Source organism: Enterobacter cloacae complex sp. ECL414 (assembly GCF_021869685.1).
Lineage (GTDB): Bacteria > Pseudomonadota > Gammaproteobacteria > Enterobacterales > Enterobacteriaceae > Enterobacter > Enterobacter kobei.
Genome location: NZ_CP091481.1, coordinates 3,999,152 through 4,017,342 on the forward strand (window position 1 = coordinate 3,999,152; position 18,191 = coordinate 4,017,342).

The 18,191-nt window shown below is 55.1% G+C and carries 18 protein-coding genes; 9 read left to right on the forward strand and 9 right to left on the reverse strand.

All coding sequences use genetic code 11. From position 1 onward, the window contains the following. Window positions 1–4: 4 nt before the first annotated feature. Window positions 5–352: a helix-turn-helix domain-containing transcriptional regulator gene (locus L3068_RS19180; protein ID WP_014885227.1), complete on the forward strand. Its 348-nt coding sequence runs from the start codon at window positions 5–7 to the stop codon at window positions 350–352. Between the two features lie 7 nt (window positions 353–359). On the opposite strand, the gene L3068_RS19185 is transcribed toward L3068_RS19180, so the two are convergent. Then, window positions 360–1,907: a methyl-accepting chemotaxis protein gene (locus L3068_RS19185; RefSeq protein ID WP_014885228.1), complete on the reverse strand. Its 1,548-nt coding sequence runs from the start codon at window positions 1,905–1,907 to the stop codon at window positions 360–362. Window positions 1,908–2,164: 257 nt separating this feature from the next. Between L3068_RS19185 and L3068_RS19190 the strand changes: the two genes are divergently transcribed. After that, the gene (locus tag L3068_RS19190) at window positions 2,165–3,205 is read left to right on the forward strand and encodes an aldo/keto reductase (protein WP_023331302.1); all 1,041 of its coding nucleotides are present in this window, start codon (window positions 2,165–2,167) and stop codon (window positions 3,203–3,205) included. A 44-nt stretch (window positions 3,206–3,249) separates the two neighbouring features. Here L3068_RS19190 and L3068_RS19195 read toward each other — a convergent pair whose 3' ends face one another. Both L3068_RS19195 and L3068_RS19200 read right to left on the reverse strand, forming a co-directional pair. Continuing rightward, on the reverse strand, window positions 3,250–3,738 hold the full coding sequence (locus L3068_RS19195; RefSeq protein WP_014171606.1) for a TIGR00645 family protein: 489 nt from the start codon (window positions 3,736–3,738) through the stop codon (window positions 3,250–3,252). A gap of 81 nt (window positions 3,739–3,819) precedes the next feature. Then, the gene (locus L3068_RS19200) at window positions 3,820–4,323 is read right to left on the reverse strand and encodes an ESA_00282 family adhesion-associated protein (protein ID WP_117582212.1); all 504 of its coding nucleotides are present in this window, start codon (window positions 4,321–4,323) and stop codon (window positions 3,820–3,822) included. Window positions 4,324–4,427: 104 nt separating this feature from the next. Between L3068_RS19200 and L3068_RS19205 the strand changes: the two genes are divergently transcribed. After that, window positions 4,428–4,832, forward strand: a complete 405-nt coding sequence (locus L3068_RS19205) for a hypothetical protein (RefSeq protein ID WP_014885230.1) — start codon at window positions 4,428–4,430, stop codon at window positions 4,830–4,832. A gap of 1 nt (window position 4,833) precedes the next feature. Further along, window positions 4,834–5,283: a cytoplasmic protein gene (locus L3068_RS19210; RefSeq protein WP_117582214.1), complete on the forward strand. Its 450-nt coding sequence runs from the start codon at window positions 4,834–4,836 to the stop codon at window positions 5,281–5,283. Window positions 5,284–5,325: 42 nt separating this feature from the next. Here L3068_RS19210 and exbD read toward each other — a convergent pair whose 3' ends face one another. Both exbD and exbB read right to left on the reverse strand, forming a co-directional pair. Next, window positions 5,326–5,751, reverse strand: a complete 426-nt coding sequence (exbD, locus tag L3068_RS19215; RefSeq protein WP_014885232.1) for a TonB system transport protein ExbD — start codon at window positions 5,749–5,751, stop codon at window positions 5,326–5,328. Window positions 5,752–5,755: 4 nt separating this feature from the next. Then, window positions 5,756–6,487, reverse strand: a complete 732-nt coding sequence (exbB, locus tag L3068_RS19220) for a tol-pal system-associated acyl-CoA thioesterase (protein WP_014885233.1) — start codon at window positions 6,485–6,487, stop codon at window positions 5,756–5,758. A gap of 251 nt (window positions 6,488–6,738) precedes the next feature. Here exbB and metC point away from each other — a divergent pair, with 251 nt between their 5' ends. Both metC and yghB read left to right on the forward strand, forming a co-directional pair. Further along, complete coding sequence (metC, locus tag L3068_RS19225; protein WP_014885234.1) at window positions 6,739–7,926, forward strand: cystathionine beta-lyase; 1,188 nt, start codon at window positions 6,739–6,741, stop codon at window positions 7,924–7,926. Window positions 7,927–8,069: 143 nt separating this feature from the next. Continuing rightward, window positions 8,070–8,729: a DedA family general envelope maintenance protein YghB gene (gene yghB, locus L3068_RS19230; RefSeq protein ID WP_023338787.1), complete on the forward strand. Its 660-nt coding sequence runs from the start codon at window positions 8,070–8,072 to the stop codon at window positions 8,727–8,729. Window positions 8,730–8,775: 46 nt separating this feature from the next. On the opposite strand, the gene L3068_RS19235 is transcribed toward yghB, so the two are convergent. After that, the gene (locus tag L3068_RS19235) at window positions 8,776–9,675 is read right to left on the reverse strand and encodes an AraC family transcriptional regulator (protein ID WP_014885236.1); all 900 of its coding nucleotides are present in this window, start codon (window positions 9,673–9,675) and stop codon (window positions 8,776–8,778) included. Between the two features lie 195 nt (window positions 9,676–9,870). On the opposite strand from L3068_RS19235, the gene yqhD reads away from it, so the two are divergent. Next, entirely contained in the window at window positions 9,871–11,034 is a 1,164-nt protein-coding gene (yqhD, locus tag L3068_RS19240) for an alcohol dehydrogenase (RefSeq protein ID WP_045268657.1), read from the forward strand. A 105-nt stretch (window positions 11,035–11,139) separates the two neighbouring features. Continuing rightward, a complete protein-coding gene (gene dkgA, locus L3068_RS19245) occupies window positions 11,140–11,967 on the forward strand; it encodes a 2,5-didehydrogluconate reductase DkgA (protein ID WP_014885238.1) in 828 nt (275 codons plus the stop codon). 77 nt (window positions 11,968–12,044) lie between these two features. Here dkgA and L3068_RS19250 read toward each other — a convergent pair whose 3' ends face one another. Further along, window positions 12,045–14,216 carry a YgiQ family radical SAM protein gene (locus L3068_RS19250; protein WP_023338788.1) on the reverse strand — a complete coding sequence of 724 codons (2,172 nt, stop codon included), beginning with the start codon at window positions 14,214–14,216 and terminating at the stop codon, window positions 12,045–12,047. A 200-nt stretch (window positions 14,217–14,416) separates the two neighbouring features. Between L3068_RS19250 and L3068_RS19255 the strand changes: the two genes are divergently transcribed. Continuing rightward, on the forward strand, window positions 14,417–15,892 hold the full coding sequence (locus L3068_RS19255) for a TrkH family potassium uptake protein (RefSeq protein WP_014885240.1): 1,476 nt from the start codon (window positions 14,417–14,419) through the stop codon (window positions 15,890–15,892). 32 nt (window positions 15,893–15,924) lie between these two features. Here L3068_RS19255 and ftsP read toward each other — a convergent pair whose 3' ends face one another. Both ftsP and plsC read right to left on the reverse strand, forming a co-directional pair. Next, window positions 15,925–17,337, reverse strand: coding sequence for a cell division protein FtsP (gene ftsP / locus L3068_RS19260; RefSeq protein ID WP_023331309.1), 1,413 nt, complete (start codon window positions 17,335–17,337; stop codon window positions 15,925–15,927). 58 nt (window positions 17,338–17,395) lie between these two features. Beyond that, a complete protein-coding gene (gene plsC, locus L3068_RS19265; RefSeq protein ID WP_014885242.1) occupies window positions 17,396–18,133 on the reverse strand; it encodes a 1-acylglycerol-3-phosphate O-acyltransferase in 738 nt (245 codons plus the stop codon). Window positions 18,134–18,191: the final 58 nt, after the last annotated feature.

Below are 18,191 nucleotides of genomic sequence, written 5' to 3' on the forward strand. Positions count from 1 at the left end.
CGCAATGGCTAAATCAGTACTTCATGATGACGCAATGGTACAACTCCTGAAAGATTCTCCGGATTTCGCGCCCGTCTATCTTCACCAGGCTTTCATTGAAATTGACGAGCCAGGAGGCTATGAGGCGTTCATGCTCGCCTTACGGCATGTGATCGAAGCCTCTGGCGGGATGACTGTTATTGCAAAACGTGCTGGCATTTCTCGCGAATCACTTTATAAATCACTCTCACCAAACGGTAACCCCTCATTTAAGCGTATCGCAGAAGTGGCATCTGCAACGGGATATCCGATTTCCCGAATTGCAACAGCAGGGTTAAACGATAATACAAGGCCGCATCAGGCGGCCTTGTAACGTTGTGTTATGCCGTCAGGCGGAACTTCTGCACCGAACGCTGAAGCTCTTCGGTCTGACGTTCCAGCGCGGCGGCTGCCGCGGAAACCTCTTCCACCAGCGAGGCGTTTTGCTGGGTGACGCCGTCCATCTGCGTAATGGCAATCCCGACCTGCGAAATGCCCTTGCTTTGCTCTTCAGAAGCGGAAGCGATTTGCTTCATAATGGTCGTCACTTCCGTCACGTCGCGTAAGATGGCATCCATGGTCGTGCCCGTGTCGCCCACCAGCTGTGCCCCCTGTTCTACGCGATTAACCGAATCAGCAATCAGCCCCTCAATTTCCTTGGCCGCGTTGGCGCTGCGGCTTGCCAGATTACGGACTTCCCCCGCGACGACGGCGAAACCGCGGCCCTGCTCGCCCGCGCGTGCCGCTTCAACGGCTGCGTTGAGCGCCAGGATATTGGTCTGGAAGGCAATACTGTTGATGACGTTGGTGATTTCAGCAATTTTCTTCGAGCTTTCGGAAATACCGCTCATGGTGGTAACCACCTCTTCCACCAGCGAACCGCCGCGGCTGGCAGTGGTTGAAGCCACATCGGCAAGCTGGCTGGCCTGACGCGCGCTTTCCGCGTTCAGTTTCACGGTGGCGGTCAGCTGTTCCATGCTGGCCGCCGTCTCTTCCAGTGCGGCAGCCTGCTCTTCGGTGCGCGAAGAGAGATCGTTATTGCCGCTGGAGATTTCCGTCGCCCCGCGCCAGATATTTTCACTGCCCGAGCGAATCGTACTGACGGCTTCACGCAGGCTGTCCTGCATGGCACTCAGCAGGGGAACCAGTTGTCCCACACAGTTGCGGCCGAACGGCGCAATGGGCTGGCTGAGATCGCCCTGGGCAATCTGGCGGAACTGCTGGCGGATACGCTCCAGCGGTTTTACCAGCATCGCCACCAGGTAACGGTCGGTAAAAAGCAGAATCAGCAGACCGATAATCGTGGCGACGATAATCACCGTGCGGGTCATACTGGTCAGGCCGTCCACCACCACGCGGGTACTGTCGAGCGTGTTCGCAGCGGCAGTGTTGAACGCCTCGGCAGCCGCACCGAACGCACGGCTCAACGGTGGCGTGACGTTGTTGGCCTGCTGGCGGTAGCCTTCCAGAGCCCCCTGCTTCGCCTGCGCCATTTGCGGCGTCACGCCCTGGTCGAGCAGCGCCTGCCAGGAGCCGATCACCCGGGATGCGATCGCCTCATCCATCGGGCCGGGTGACATCGCTTTCATCTCGGCCAGTTTCTTGCCCATGTTATCCAGCGCCTGTTGGGCGGAGGACAAATCGGGCGTGCCGCCAGCGGCTTTGACTTCCATTGCGCGGCTCAGGCGGGTCACGAAGCGGAAATACTGATCGTTGCCCTGGCTCAGTACCGTCATCTGTTTCACCAGATGGCGATCAACTTCATTGCCCTCTGAAACGCGTGACAAAGACCAGGTGCTGTACAGCCCAACGCCCGCCCACATTAAACAAAAGATCCCGAGAATCGTCAGCATGACGAAGCGGATCGTGAAATTACGTAGCATATTCATAAGATTTCCTTGCCGTGAGGGTGAATTCGCCCAGAGGCGAGTACTCCTCTCTTTATCGGCAGGCAGCGCGGAAATTATAACCTTTTGTGATTATTTTTAATTAGCGCGGCTTCACAGGTCACACAGCCAGGGTTAATTATTACCTTTCAATATGAAGGGGTTAAACCCTGTCATCGCTTCTGTGAACAATTTATGATTTGATAAACGCAGAATAAAAACGCTGTTTCGAAAATTCATTAAATAAGAAAGGAGACATCATGTCCTGGCACCCTTCCCCTGACCGCTACGAGAACATGCAGTACCGCTATTGTGGAAAGAGCGGCCTGCGCCTGCCAGCGCTGTCGCTGGGTCTGTGGCATAGCTTTGGCCACGTCCAGCCTCTCGATGCCCAGCGCGCACTGCTACGTAAAGCCTTCGATCTCGGCATTACCCATTTCGATCTTGCCAACAACTACGGCCCACCGGCAGGGAGCGCAGAGGAGAACTTTGGCCGCCTGTTGCGAGAGGACTTTGCCGCGTACCGCGACGAGCTCATCATCTCCACTAAAGCCGGTTACGACATGTGGCCGGGGCCGTACGGTTCAGGCGGTTCACGCAAATACCTGCTCGCCAGCCTCGATCAAAGCCTGAAACGCATGGGGGTCGAGTACGTTGATATTTTCTACTCCCACCGCGTGGATGAAAATACGCCGATGGAAGAGACGGCCTCAGCGCTGGCCCACGCCGTGCAGAGCGGCAAAGCGCTGTACGTCGGGATCTCGTCCTACTCAACGGAGCGCACTCAAAAAATGGCCGGGTTACTGCGCGAGTGGAAGATCCCACTGCTCATCCACCAGCCGTCCTATAACCTGCTTAACCGCTGGGTCGATAAGACCGGATTGCTGGATGCGCTGGAAGCAAACGGTACGGGGTGTATTGCCTTTACCCCGCTGGCGCAGGGTCTGCTGACCGGGAAATACCTGAACGGCATTCCGGAAGGTTCACGCATGCAGCGAGAAGGGCATAAGGTGCGCGGGCTGACAGAGAAGATGCTGACCGACGCCAACCTGAGCAGTCTTCGTCTGCTCAATGAGATGGCACAGGCGCGTGGCCAGACCATGGCGCAAATGGCGTTGAGCTGGTTACTGAAAGATGCGCGCGTGACGTCAGTGCTGATTGGTGCAAGCCGTCCGGAACAGCTTGAGGAGAACGTGCGGGCGCTGGATAACCTGCGCTTTACAGAGGACGAACTCACGCGGATTGACCAGCATGTTGCGGATGGGGAGTTGAATCTGTGGCAGGCGTCGTCGGATAAATAGTGCAGATTGATGCCCTCTCCCCTCTGGGGAGAGGGATATGCACTTTACTTCTTACTGATCTTATCCAGATACCCCATCACAAACGCCGACAGCACAAACGTCAGGTGGATAATCACGTACCACATCAGTTTATTATCCGGGACATTCTTCGCGTCCATAAACACGCGCAACAGGTGGATAGAGGAGATCGCCACAATCGACGCTGCCACTTTATTCTTCAGCGACGAGGCATCCATTTTGCCCAGCCAGTTGAGCTTCTCCTTGCGCTCGTCGATATCAAGCTGGGAGACAAAATTCTCGTAGCCGGAAAACATCACCATCACCAGCAATCCCCCCACCAGGGTCATATCCACCAGCGACAGCAGAACCAGAATCAGGTCCGCTTCGGCAATGGAAAAAATGTTCGGCAGAACATGCAGGATTTCCTGAAAAAACTTAATCGTCAGCGCGATAAGTGCCAGCGAAAGGCCAAAATAGACGGGAGCCAGTATCCAGCGGGAGGCGTACATGGCATTTTCAAAGAAGCGTTCCATAAAGTCCTGTTTGCAAAAGAAACCAGCGCCCAGTATATCTCAACGGCGCTGGCTATTTGCAAGAACTCAACTGTTCATGACTTAGACGTTGTCTGGATTAACCTCCGAACGCGCATACTCCGGCCAGACCAGCACCACAAGTTCGGGGTAGGCTTCCAGACTGAACTCACGAAAACACTGGCGAAGGTTTAATACGTCCAGGTCTGAATACGAGACCTTCTCTCCGTTAAGACAGCGCTTTTTGATATTGTCGTAATATTTATAAACCGCTGAATTCAGGTCGCTGCAACGACGCTGCGCCTCAAACAGACCGGGCGTGTCATTAATTTCGGACATTTTCATACGCTTAATTGTCGCGTGTAAAAAGTCGATATATTCGTGATTCACCCGCCAGTACCACACAGGCGTAACAGAGTTCATCAAAACAGAGAAATGGTCTTCACCTTCCTCTTTTGTCATCAGTTCAGGCTGTGGAGGTTCACTGGTGTCTTTCGACACTTTCGTTTTATTGAACTCCTGCATCAATAAAAGCACACCAGCGGTCAGTAATAGTAATGTGATGACCGTAAAAAAGATGCTGTTCATGGGTTGGCTCCATTTTTTTTGATTTTAAAATTGCCTCATGATATTGTCAACGAATCTCACGCCTTTACCAACCCCACCCTGTTGAAAATAAAGGAAATTAAAAAATGCTGCCCGACTATCTCGTCCCGGCTAAGTACCACATTACGCCTGTGGAACAGCAACCGACGGAAGAAGAAAAAAAGGCCAGTTTCACTCAGGGGAAAAGAAAGCTCTCCGATTTCGAGCCTGATATATTAATTGGTGTTTCCCGCACTGGCAAATCCCGTAATATGTTGCTGGAGGAGCACGATCGCCATATAAAAGACCGCTTATTTCGCGCTATAAAAATTGAGGCCTTCGTCCACCTGCTGAATGACCTCCAGGCTGAAGGCGAAATAGATGCCCAGAAACTAAGTCAAATAATGGCTGAAAAAACAAAAGAAATAAATGAAGCGGGCAATGAAATTTGGCTTAATCTAATTACGCGTGAAAAAAACAACCCTATTTTTTATACCCTTGGGGAAGATTAACGTGAAAGAAGTTAAAGACAACGACGTTTATTTGACTTTAGATGATAAAAAAAGTGATGAATTTATCTTAAAGCAAAATCTCGACGCCCTGAGAAACACAAAAAATATCGAGATGACGCGTATTACGCAAGACCTGGTATCGATTCCGGCGACGCTGGTGCGGCTGAAATGGCAGAATCGCCGCGAGATTTACCCGCTACAGGTCAAAGAAGAGATTTACGGTGCGGTGATAAATAGCCTCATCGAGCAGCACCCCGAGCTGAAAGAGAAGCTGCTGGGCCGGCTCGAGGCCAACTATCAGTATCTGCTTGCCAGAGAAGTCGCCACCCTGCGCCTGACGCGCAAGCTGTCAGCCGGTGAGTACCGTACCTCAAACGTCACCTGCGTTGCGCTCGACGAAGACACGCTGGCAACCTCCTCTGCCGCGCAGACGGATAATAAAAACGCATAAACCGACAGACATAATAAAAGCCGGCTTACGCCAGCTTCTTTACTATTTTTTGGCCGCTTTCTCTTCGCCGACCAGCCCAATCTTCAGATAACCCGCCTGATGCAGCGTATCCATCACCTTCATCATGGTTTCGTAGTCGACGGTTTTGTCCGCACGGAAGAAGACTGTGGTGTCTTTCTTGCCGCCGGTTAGCTGATCCAGCGCCGGAATAACCGAAGCATCCGTTACCGGGTCGTTACCCAGGAACATCGATTTATCCGCTTTCACCGAAAGATAGATGGGCTTTTCCGGGCGCGGCTGCGGCTGGCTGGACGAGGCCGGCAGATTCACCTTCACGTCCACCGTCGCCAGCGGCGCAGCGACCATAAAGATAATCAGCAGAACCAGCATGACGTCAATAAACGGCGTCACGTTGATCTCATGCATTTCACCGTTATCGTCCAGATTTTCGTTTAGACGCATCGCCATAATATCAACCTACGCGCAGTTTAGACGCCGCATGCACCGGTTTCACGGCGCTGGCATTCAGGTCGAGATCGCGGCTTTGCAGCAGCAGAACCTGAGCGGCAACGTCACCGAGCGTGGCTTTGTAGCTGCCAATCATACGCGCGAAAATGTTATAGATAACGACTGCCGGAATCGCCGCGACCAGACCAATCGCCGTCGCCAGCAGCGCTTCTGCGATACCGGGCGCAACAACCGCCAGGTTGGTGGTTTGAGTCTGAGCGATACCGATAAAGCTGTTCATGATGCCCCAGACCGTACCGAAAAGACCGACGAACGGCGAAATTGCGCCGATGGTAGCCAGATAACCATTACCACGTCCCATGTGTCGGCCAACGGCCGCAACGCGACGCTCCAGACGGAAACCGGTACGCTCTTTAATGCCTTCGTTATCTTCACTGCCAGCGGAGAGTTCCAGCTCGTTCTGCGCTTCGTTCACTAACAGGGTGGTCAGGCTTTTTGCGTGGAAGGATGAGGTCATATCAGACGCCTGATCCAGAGAGCGGGCTTCTGCCAGCTGCTGCTGTTCCCGCTTGAGGCGACGCTTCTGCGAAAGCAGCTCGGCGCTTTTGCTGAAGAAGATAGCCCAGGTGACAACGGACGCCAGAATCAGGCCGATCATCACAATCTTAACCACGATGTCAGCATGTTGATACATGCCCCAAACGGAGAGATCCGTCTGCATCAAATTATTACCCACTCTGTATCTCCAGGACGCAAATCACAAAATCTGAACGTAATAATATCAAAACGCCGTCGAATTGATAGTAGTTCTCATTAGTATTTGCATGGTGCCGTAATTTTCGCTCACTTTCCTTGCGCTTACGCAGTAAAAATTTCTTATGCGGTTTTTTGCTAATATTTTCTGCTTATTCGATAAGCATGCGGGTGCAGTTTTTCACAATCGTGGTAGTCTGGACGTCCAGACGTATAAAAACAGGGTTAGCGAACATGACTAAGAAGCATCTTGATACCACGCTGGTACAGGCCGGACGCAGCAAAAAATATACGCAGGGTTCGGTTAACAGCGTGATTCAACGCGCCTCCTCCCTGGTGTTTGACACCGTTGAGGAGAAAAAAATCGCCACGCGTAACCGCGCAAAAGGCGGGCTGTTTTATGGCCGTCGCGGCACGCTAACCCATTTTTCTCTGCAGGAAGCGATGTGCGAGCTGGAAGGCGGTGCGGGCTGCGCGCTGTTCCCGTGCGGTGCGGCTGCGGTCGCCAATACCATTCTGGCGTTTGTGGAACAGGGCGACCATATCCTGATGACCAACACCGCCTATGAACCCAGCCAGGACTTTTGCACCAAAATCCTCAGTAAACTCGGCGTCACTACCGGGTGGTTCGATCCGCTGATTGGCGCAGGCATTGCCGAACTTATTCAGCCAAACACGCGCATCGTGTTCCTGGAGTCTCCCGGTTCAATCACCATGGAAGTGCACGACGTACCGGCTATCGTGAAGGCCGTGCGCAGCAAAGCGCCGGAGGCGATCATCATGATCGACAACACCTGGGCGGCGGGCGTGTTGTTTAAAGCGCTGGAATTCGACATTGATATCTCGATTCAGGCGGCGACGAAATACCTGATTGGCCATTCAGACGGGATGATTGGCACAGCAGTATCTAACGCGCGCTGCTGGGATCAGCTGCGTGAAAATGCCTACCTGATGGGCCAGATGGTCGATGCAGATACGGCCTACATGACCAGCCGCGGTATCCGCACGCTGGGGGTTCGCCTGCGTCAACACCATGAAAGCAGCCTGAAAGTGGCAGAGTGGCTGGCTCAGCATCCACAGGTTGAGCGCGTTAATCATCCTGCGCTTGCGGGCAGTAAAGGCCATGAATTCTGGCAACGTGACTTTACGGGCAGCAGCGGGTTGTTCTCATTTGTGCTTAAAAAACGGCTAGATAATGACGAACTGGCAAACTATCTGGATCACTTTACCCTCTTCAGCATGGCCTACTCCTGGGGCGGTTTTGAGTCCCTGATCCTGCCTAATCAGCCGGAGCAAATCGCGGCTCTGCGCCCTGGCGGCGAAGTGGACTTCAGCGGCACCCTGATTCGCCTGCACATCGGTTTAGAAAATGTGGACGATTTAATTGCGGATTTATCAGCAGGGTTTGAACGTATCGTGTAGAGTGCTCGCTGAAAATGTACTCCCCGGACGCTTTTCTTAACACTGCAAGCAGAAAAGTCTGCATGAGTTGCGCCTGCGATCAATCCCGGCAGGTATAATTGGGAGTACAATAGCGTTATCTCTGCTGTTCCACAGGAAAGTCCATGGCTGTTATTCAAGATATTATCGCGGCGCTCTGGCAACATGATTTTGCCGCACTGGCGGATCCGCACGTTATAGGCGTCGTCTATTTCGTGATGTTCGCAACGCTGTTTCTGGAAAATGGATTACTGCCAGCCTCGTTTTTACCCGGTGACAGTTTGCTTTTGCTTGCCGGGGCATTGATCGGTAAAGGCGTTATGGACTTTACGCCAACGATGGTTATCCTCACCTCTGCCGCGAGCCTGGGCTGCTGGCTGAGCTATCTGCAGGGCCGCTGGCTGGGGAACACGCGCGTCGTAAAAGGCTGGCTGGCGCAGTTACCGCATAAATACCATCAGCGGGCGACCTGTATGTTTGACCGACACGGCCTGCTGGCGCTGCTGGCCGGACGTTTTCTGGCTTTTATTCGCACCCTGCTGCCCACCATGGCGGGTATTTCCGGCCTGTCGAACCGCCGTTTTCAGTTCTTCAACTGGCTGAGCGGCCTGCTGTGGGTGGGGGTCGTGACCACGTTAGGCTACGCGCTGAATATGATCCCCTTTGTGAAACACCATGAAGATCAGGTGATGACTTTCCTGATGGTTCTGCCAATGGTCCTGCTGGTTGCAGGCCTGGTGGGAACCATTGCGGTGGTGATTAAGAAAAAGTACTGCAGCGCATAAACAAAAGCCGGGTGGCGGCTACGCCTTACCCGGCCTACGTTTCTCGTCAGGCGCCCTGCATCGTTCGTATACGCGACGCATCTTCTCCCGGCGTGACGCCGAAATAGCGCTTAAACTCCCGACTAAACTGCGACGCACTCTCATAGCCCACCCGCATTGCCGCCGCGCTGGCCTTCATGCCGTCGTGGATCATCAGCATCCGCGCCTTATGCAGCCGGTAGGTCTTGAGGTATTGCAGCGGCGAGGTGCTGGTCACCGATTTAAAGTTATGGTGAAACGCCGAGACACTCATGTTCGCTTCCGCGGCGAGCTGATCGACGCTGAGGTTTTCCGTGTACTGGCTCTCAATACGCTTGAGCACGCGGCTTATCAGACTGAAGTGGGTCTGTCGGCTCACCAGCGCCAGCAACGCTCCCCCGCCAGGGCCCAGCAGCACATGATAGAGAATTTCGCGAATGATCTGCTTGCCCAGGATACGCGCGTCCAGCGGCCGCTCCATGACGTCCAGCAGACGCTCGATGGCGCACAGGATCTCTTCAGACAGCGTGGCCGAGTTAATCCCGCTTGAAGCCATCGACGGCTGGAAGAGTTCATCTTCGCCTATCTCCATCAGCAGTTCCTGCAGCTGAAGGATATCGACATTAACGCGAATACCCGCCAGCGGGACCTCCTCTGTCGCGAAAGTTTCACATTCAAAGGGTAAAGGTACTGTCAGGAGCAGATATTCATTGGTGTCGTAGCGGAACACGCGGTCATTGATATAACCAATTTTATGGCCCGAAAAGAGAAAAACGATGCCCGGCTGGTACATCACTGGCGTGCGCGTCCCGGGCTGCGTGCCATAGAGCAGACGAATATCAGGCAACTGATCGCTGACACTATTTTCATTATCTATCAGTCTCTTAATCTGCGCGGTAAGCTGATGGCAGATCGCTTCACGGTTCATTTTTCGTTACTCCGGGTACGTTTTCCGACTTTCACAGTTTGCGCACTTTCCCGACGTTTCTCCAGCGCTCTGTAGAAATGGGCAAGACATTGGCAGAAATGTGCATTGAGAGCCTGGTCCCGGAGCGCCACAATGTGCAGCATCAGGCAGGCATCAGTGCCTCCACGGTTTTTCACCCACTAAAGGGAACGAGCAATGAACAACTTTAATCTCCACACCCCAACCCGCATTCTGTTTGGCAAAGACGCCATCGCTGATCTGCGTGCGCAGATCCCCGCTGATGCGCGTGTCCTGATCACCTACGGTGGCGGCAGCGTGAAAAAAACCGGCGTGCTGGATCAGGTTTACAGCGCCCTGGACGGTCTGGACGTGCGTGAGTTCGGCGGCATCGAGCCAAACCCGTCTTACGAAACGCTGATGAATGCGGTGAAAATCGCCCGTGAAGAAAGCATTACTTTCCTGCTGGCGGTCGGTGGCGGTTCCGTTCTGGATGGCACGAAGTTCATCGCGGCGGCAGCGCACTACGCTGACGGCGTTGACCCGTGGCACATCCTGGAAACCCGCGGCAGCGACATTAAAAGCGCAATCCCGATGGGCTCCGTGCTGACCCTGCCAGCCACCGGTTCCGAATCCAACAAAGGCGCAGTGATCTCCCGTAAAACCACCGGTGACAAACAGGCCTTTATGAACGAGCACGTGCAGCCTGTCTTCGCTATCCTCGACCCGGTTTACACCTATACCCTGCCTGCACGTCAGGTAGCGAACGGTGTGGTTGATGCCTTTGTTCACACCGTTGAGCAGTACGTGACCTACCCGGTGAATGCCAAAATTCAGGATCGTTTCGCGGAAGGCATTCTGCTGACGCTGGTTGAAGAAGGTCCGAAAGCGCTGAAAGAGCCGGAAAACTATGACGTTCGTGCCAACGTCATGTGGGCGGCTACGCAGGCGCTGAACGGTCTGATTGGCGCTGGCGTGCCGCAGGACTGGGCGACCCACATGCTGGGTCACGAACTGACGGCGATGCACGGTCTCGATCACGCTCAGACGCTGGCGGTGGTTCTGCCTGCGCTGTGGAACGAAAAACGGGATACCAAACGCGCCAAACTGCTGCAGTACGCAGAGCGCGTGTGGAACATCACCGAGGGTTCTGACGATGCGCGTATTGACGCGGCCATCGAAGCGACACGCAACTTCTTCGAAAGCCTGGGCGTACCAACGCGCCTGTCTGGCTACGGCCTGGATGGCAGTTCTATCCCTGCTCTGCTGGAGAAACTCGACGCGCACGGCATGACCCAACTGGGCGAGCACGGTGACATTACGCTGGACGTCAGCCGCCGTATCTACGAAGCGGCACGCTAAGCGTTTTTGTCCTCCCGACTTTCGTTTTTTGACATTTCGTCCAGACTTAATGCACACCCCATCGCCGGAGCCCCCCTCCGGCGATGCGCACCTGAAGGAGGAAAAATGGCAAACCAAACCGTAATCAAGCTGCAGGATGGCAACGTGATGCCCCAGTTGGGGCTAGGTGTATGGAAAGCCGGTAACGACGAGGTCGTCTCCGCCATTCATAAAGCCCTGGAAGTCGGCTATCGGTCAATTGATACCGCCGCCGCCTACAAAAACGAGGACGGCGTAGGCACTGCACTGGCCAGCGCCGGCGTCCCCCGCGATGAATTATTCATTACCACGAAACTGTGGAATGACGATCAAAAACGCCCTCGCGAAGCCCTGCAGGAGAGTCTGGAGAAACTTCAGCTCGATTTCGTCGATCTGTATCTGATGCACTGGCCGGTTCCCGCCATCGACCATTATGTTGATGCCTGGAAAGGGATGATTGAACTGCAAAAAGAGGGTCTGGTGAAAAGCATCGGCGTCTGTAACTTCCAGGTTCATCACCTGCAGCGCCTGATTGATGAGACAGGCATCGCACCGGTGATTAACCAGATCGAGCTGCACCCGCTGATGCAGCAGCGCCAGCTTCACGCCTGGAATGCGACCCACAAGATCCAGACCGAATCCTGGAGCCCCCTGGCGCAGGGTGGCGAGGGGGTCTTCGATCAGAAAATCATCCGCGACCTGGCGGATAAATACGGCAAAACGCCCGCACAGATCGTCATTCGCTGGCATCTGGACAACGGCCTGGTCGTTATTCCGAAATCAGTCACGCCATCACGTATTGCCGAGAACTTCGACGTCTGGGATTTCCGCCTGGACAAAGATGAGCTGGGTGAGATTGCGAAGCTGGAGAAGGGCAAACGCTTAGGGCCGGACCCGGATCAGTTTGGCGGTTAAAAAAAGCCGGGTGGCGGCTTCGCCTTACCCGGCCTACGTGTCTACATAAAAAACCCCGGCTTGCCGGGGTTTTTTATTTACGCTTTGCGCTTCACGGGCTTCTTCGCATTCGAATTACCGTTCGAACGCTGATGCACAATCGGCGTGTGCTTGGTCAGCGCCGGACGCGTATTGCGGTTCTGGCGACGCGCTTCGCGCATCTCATCCAGCGTCGGAGCCGGTACCAGACAGTCGCGGCGTGAACCGATCAGGTGTTTTTTACCCATCTCTTCCAGCGCCTGGCGGATCAGCGGCCAGTTTTTCGGGTCATGATAACGCAGCAGCGCTTTATGCAGACGACGCTGTTTATCCCCTTTTGGCACCACCACCTCTTCACTCTTGTAGCCAATCTTACTCAGCGGGTTCTTGCCGGTGTAATACATGGTCGTCGAGTTGGCGAGCGGTGACGGGTAGAAGTTCTGCACCTGATCCAGACGGAAGCGACGCTGCTTCAGCCACAGTGCCAGGTTCACCATATCCTCATCACGCGTGCCGGGGTGCGCGGAGATAAAGTACGGGATCAGGTACTGCTCTTTGCCCGCCTGCTTTGAATACGTGTCGAACAGCTCTTTAAAGCGGTCATAGCTGCCCATACCCGGCTTCATCATCTTCGACAGCGGACCTTCTTCGGTGTGCTCCGGCGCAATCTTCAGGTAGCCGCCCACATGGTGGGTCGCCAGCTCTTTGATGTAGCGCGGATCTTCCACGGCGATGTCGTAACGCACCCCCGAGGCAATCAGGATCTTCTTGATGCCCTTCAGGTCGCGGGCACGACGATAGAGATTGATCGTCGGCTCGTGGTTGGTATCCATATGCTCGCAGATGCTCGGATAGACGCAGGAGAGACGACGGCAGGTTTGCTCCGCGCGCGGCGACTTACAGCGCAGCATATACATGTTCGCGGTTGGACCGCCAAGGTCGGAGATCACACCGGTAAAGCCTGGCACCGTGTCGCGAATCGCTTCGATCTCATTGATGATCGAATCTTCAGAGCGGCTCTGAATAATACGGCCTTCGTGCTCGGTAATAGAGCAGAATGAGCACCCGCCGAAGCAGCCGCGCATGATGTTGATCGAGAAACGGATCATCTCATACGCCGGGATGCGGGCGTTGCCGTACGCCGGATGCGGTACGCGCTTGTACGGCAGCGCAAAGACGCTGTCCATCTCTTCGGTGGAGAGCGGGATCGCTGGCGGGTTGATCCAGATAAAGCGCTCGCCGTGCTTCTGCATTAACGCGCGGGCACAGCCCGGGTTGGTTTCGTGGTGCAAAATACGGGACGCATGGGCGTAGAGGACTTTGTCAGCCTTCACCTTCTCGTAAGACGGCAGCAGCACGTAGGTTTTTTCCCACGGTTTCGGGCGCGGCGGCTGCACGACAATCGCCTTTGCTTCCGCTTTCTTTGGCTCAACCGGTTTATTATCCGCACACGGCAAATCTTCGCCGTACGGGTGTGGGATAGGATCGATTTTGCCCGGCATATCAATGATGCGGGAATCCACCCCGCTCCAGCCCGGCAGCGCCTCTTTCACCATGATGGCGGTATTGCGCACGTCGCGGATGCTGCTCACCGGTTCACCCTGCGAGAGACGATGCGCCACTTCCACCAGCGGACGTTCACCGTTGCCGTAAATCAGCATATCGGCTTTGGAATCCACCAGCACCGAGCGGCGAACGGTATCTGACCAGTAGTCGTAATGCGCAGTGCGGCGCAGACTCGCCTCAATGCCACCCAGGATCACCGGCACGTCTTTCCAGGCTTCTTTACAGCGCTGGGTGTAGACGAGGGTAGCGCGGTCCGGACGTTTGCCCGCCACGTTATCCGGCGTATAGGCATCGTCATGGCGCAGCTTACGGTCGGCGGTATAGCGGTTGATCATCGAATCCATGTTGCCCGCGGTCACGCCGAAGAACAGGTTCGGTTTACCCAGACGCATAAAGTCGTCTTTGCTGTTCCAGTCAGGCTGGGAGATGATCCCCACACGGAAGCCCTGCGCTTCGAGCATACGGCCGCAGATGGCCATGCCGAAACTCGGATGGTCAACATAGGCATCGCCTGTGACCAGAATGATATCGCAGCTGTCCCAGCCAAGTTGGTCCATCTCTTCCCGGGACATCGGCAGGAACGGCGCCGGTCCAAAGCAGGCCGCCCAGTACTGGGGCCAGGAGAAGAGGTCACGATCCGGCTGGATCAGGGAAATAGCGCTCATAATGCTTCCGAAGAAAAAATAGACAAAAGGAGCGGGATTATACGCTGTTCATCCATCCAATTTGAAGAAAAGGATGCAGGAAGCAGACATAAAATCGCGGAAGTCGTTAAAATACAGCGCACTGTTAATTTTGCATCATAATTACCCCTGACGCCTCCGGTTCTCTGCCGCCGGGAGGCATTCTGGCGTGGAGTTTCCGTGTGAAGTTCAACGATTCGTTACATGTGTCTCAACTGCGGGTTGTGCTCCACCTCTGCGGTTTCCTGGTTCTGCTGTACAGCCTTTCAATGCTGCCGCCGATGGTCATTGCCCTGCTGCACAAAGAGCGGACCTACTTTGCGTTTTTAACCACGTTTCTGACCTTTTTCAGCCTCGGGGGGTTAACCTGGCGGGCGACCCGTCACGCCGGCATACAGCTGCGCACCCGTGACGGTTTCGTGATCATTGTGCTGTTCTGGCTGCTGTTTTCAGTGATCAGCGCCATGCCGCTATGGATGGATGATGGTCTGCATCTCTCTTTTGCGGATGCGCTCTTCGAAGGGGTGTCCGGGATCACCACCACCGGGGCAACGGTGATCGGGGACGTCAGCGCCCTGCCTAAGTCGTACCTTTATTATCGCGCCCAGCTCAACTTCATTGGCGGGTTAGGCGTCATCGTGCTGGCCGTCGCAGTACTGCCGCTGCTGGGCATCGGGGGCATGAAGCTGTATCAGTCAGAAATGCCCGGGCCGTTCAAAGAGGAGCGCCTGACGCCCCGGCTTGCCGATACTGCGCGTACCCTGTGGCTGACCTATTTCGCGCTGGGCGTGACCTGCACGCTGGCCTACTGGCTGGCGGGGATGCCCGTTTTTGACGCCATCTGTCACGGGCTTTCAACTGTGTCACTGGGCGGGTTTTCTACCCGCAGCGAGAGCATTGGCTTTTATGACAGCCACGCAATTGAACTGGTTGCCGGGGCCTTTTCGCTGCTTTCTGCCTTTAACTTTACCCTCTGGTACGTCGCCATTGTCAGACGCACCCTGAAACCGATCCGCCGCAGCCCGGAGGTCAAATTCTTTCTCAGTGCCGCCGCGGTGATTATCCTCATTACCGCCTGGCAGGTCTGGCATGCGGGAATGTACAACCCCACGGATAGCCTGGTACACGCTTTCTTCCTTGCCAGCTCGATGATGACCGATAACGGTCTCGCGACGGCCGACTATGCCCAATGGCCTGCCCACACCATCTTTTTACTGTTGAGCGCCAGCTTCTTTGGTGGCTGCGTCGGCTCGACCTGCGGCGGGATCAAAGCGCTGCGTTTTCTCATTATGTTTAAGCAGAGTATTCAGGAGATGAATCAGCTGGCTCATCCGCGCGCGCTGCTGAGTATTAAGGTGGGCAAAAGCGTGGTGAATGAACGCGTTCTGCGTTCGGTATGGAGCTTCTTTTTTCTCTACGTGATGATTACCGGATTTTTTGTCTGGGCGCTTAATCTGATGGGCTATGACCTGTTTACGTCATTCGCCACGGTTGCCGCCTGTATCAACAATATGGGGCTGGGTTTTGGCGAGACAGCATCAACGTTTGGCACCTTAACCGAAGGGGCAAAACTGCTGATGTGCGCGGCGATGATCTTAGGGCGTCTGGAAATCTACCCGGTGCTGATTCTGTTCTCGCGCTTTTTCTGGCGGGCATAACACATTCCCGGCGAACCGGGAATGTCAGGGGGTTATGGCGCGGGGTTGATCAACATCTGCCCCACGGAGCCCCTGTCCATCATCTCCAGCGTCTGGCTATGGAACAGGAACGGGAAGTGCGGCCACGAAGGCTGGCCATAGTAGACAAGCAGTTCGACCTGACCATCCACCCAGACGGTATCTTTCCAGCCGCGATCTTCCGGGAACGGCATCGCACCGTTGACGTTACGGATCAGGAATGACACCCCTTCAATATGGAACGACTGCGGCATATCTGAACGGACCGTCCAGCGCTCCCAGGTGCCCTGCTGGGCGGTGATGTCGATACGGTTGACGTCCCACAGCGCGCCGTTGATGCCCGGATCGTCGCCCAGGCTGATATCACGGCTGCGCACCGGCGAACCGCCCATGATCTCCTGCGGCAGCAAACGCATCGGCAGGCTATCGGTGACCAGCGGCAGCAGGCCGGTTGGACGCAGGGTTAACACCAGCGTGGAGACCAGAATGCTCGACGGCTCGAAGAACCCGCGAATACGGTCAACAATGCTCGCGGCTTCGCCACAGGTGACAGAGACTTCATCCCCGTTGGTCATATCCACCAGAATTTCCCGACGTTCCCCCGGCGCCAGCGCCAGTTGCTTAACGGAGACCGGCGCAGGTAAAAAGCCCTGGTCGCCGGAGATCACGTGGAGCGGGCGGCCATCGCTCATCTGCAGCTGATAACGACGGGAGTTAGAGGCATTAAGCAAACGCAGACGCACCCAACCGCGGGAAACTTCGACATACGGGCTTTGCGCACCGTTTACCAGCAGCGTATCGCCAACAAAGCCACCGCTCCCCGGCTCGCTGTACTCCGGCGTGCCAAAGTTATCCAGGCGCTTGTCCTGAATAATGATCGGGAAATCATCCACGCCGTAGTGGTTCGGGATCGGCAGCGACTTGCTGACCTCATCTTCCACCAGCCACATCCCGGCCAGACCGTTATAGACCTGCTGCGCCGTGCGGTTAGGCGTGTTGGCGTGATACCACAGCGTTGCCGCGCTCTGGCGGATCGGCAGGACGGGTGCCCAGTCGGCGTTGGGAGACATCATGCGCGCCGCGCCACCGATCAGCGGGCCTGGAACCTGTAAACCGCTGATGGTCATGGCAACATTTTCAGTGGTGCGGTTGCTGTAAATGAGCTTAACGTCATCGCCGTTCCACACGCGAACGGTTGGCCCGAGGTAGCGCCCGTTAATGCCCCATACCTGCGCGCGCGTGCCCTGGGTAAAAGACCAGTGGCTGCGCTGTAGCGTCAGAAATAGCGGCTGGCCGCGACGGGATTCAATCAACGGCGGAATGGGTAGCGGCTGTTGCTGCCCGGCGGCGCTGGCTGTCAGCGGCATCGCACCCGCACAGAGGGCAATCCCCGAAGCCTGAATAAACTGACGCCGACTGAGTGACATATAAGCTCCATCTGAAACGACTAACAACGCGGGAATTCGTTTTCCCTTTAACGCCGGATTAAATCTTACCGGCGGCTTCTCTTTCTGCGACTTCTTTGTCCAGCTGCGCAATACGCTGAGCCATCAGCTCGCGGCAATGTGCTGCCAGCTCGCGTACCTGGTCTTTACCGTATTTGCTGGTATCGACAGGCGGCAACATTTCGACAATCACCAGACCATTATTCAGGCGGTTGAGATTAATCTTATTCGAAGTATTGGAAACGCACACAGGAATAATTGGAACACCCGCCGCAATTGCGGCATGAAAAGCGCCCGTTTTAAACGGCAGCAGGCCACGCCCACGGCTACGCGTTCCTTCCGGGAACATCCAGATGGATATTTTGCGCTTTTTAAAATGATTCACCACTTCCGCAATGGTGCTGTGTGCTTTTGCGCGGTTATTACGATCGATCAGCAGGTTACCGGTCAGCCAGTACAACTGGCCAAAAAACGGGATCCACAGCAGGCTCTTTTTCCCCACCGTCACGGTCGGCGGCAGAACGATATTGGAGGCCGTCACCATATCGTAGTTGTTTTGATGGTTGGCGATATAGATGGCATTACCGAAGTTCTCTGCCCCTTCAGGCAGGCGTTTTTCAACCTTCAGACCAAACAACGGTGCAAGGCGGCCGAACATATGGCCGAAGGTGGCAACGTGCTTAGGATTGCGCGGGCTGAACAGGCAATAAATTGAGCCGAAAACACAGACCAGAATACAGTAGATAACGGTAAGAATAAGACGAACAATATATAGCATAGCGACCTCTGAAGCCCCAACAGCTGACAATTATACTTCACCTGTGGCCAGGTAAGGA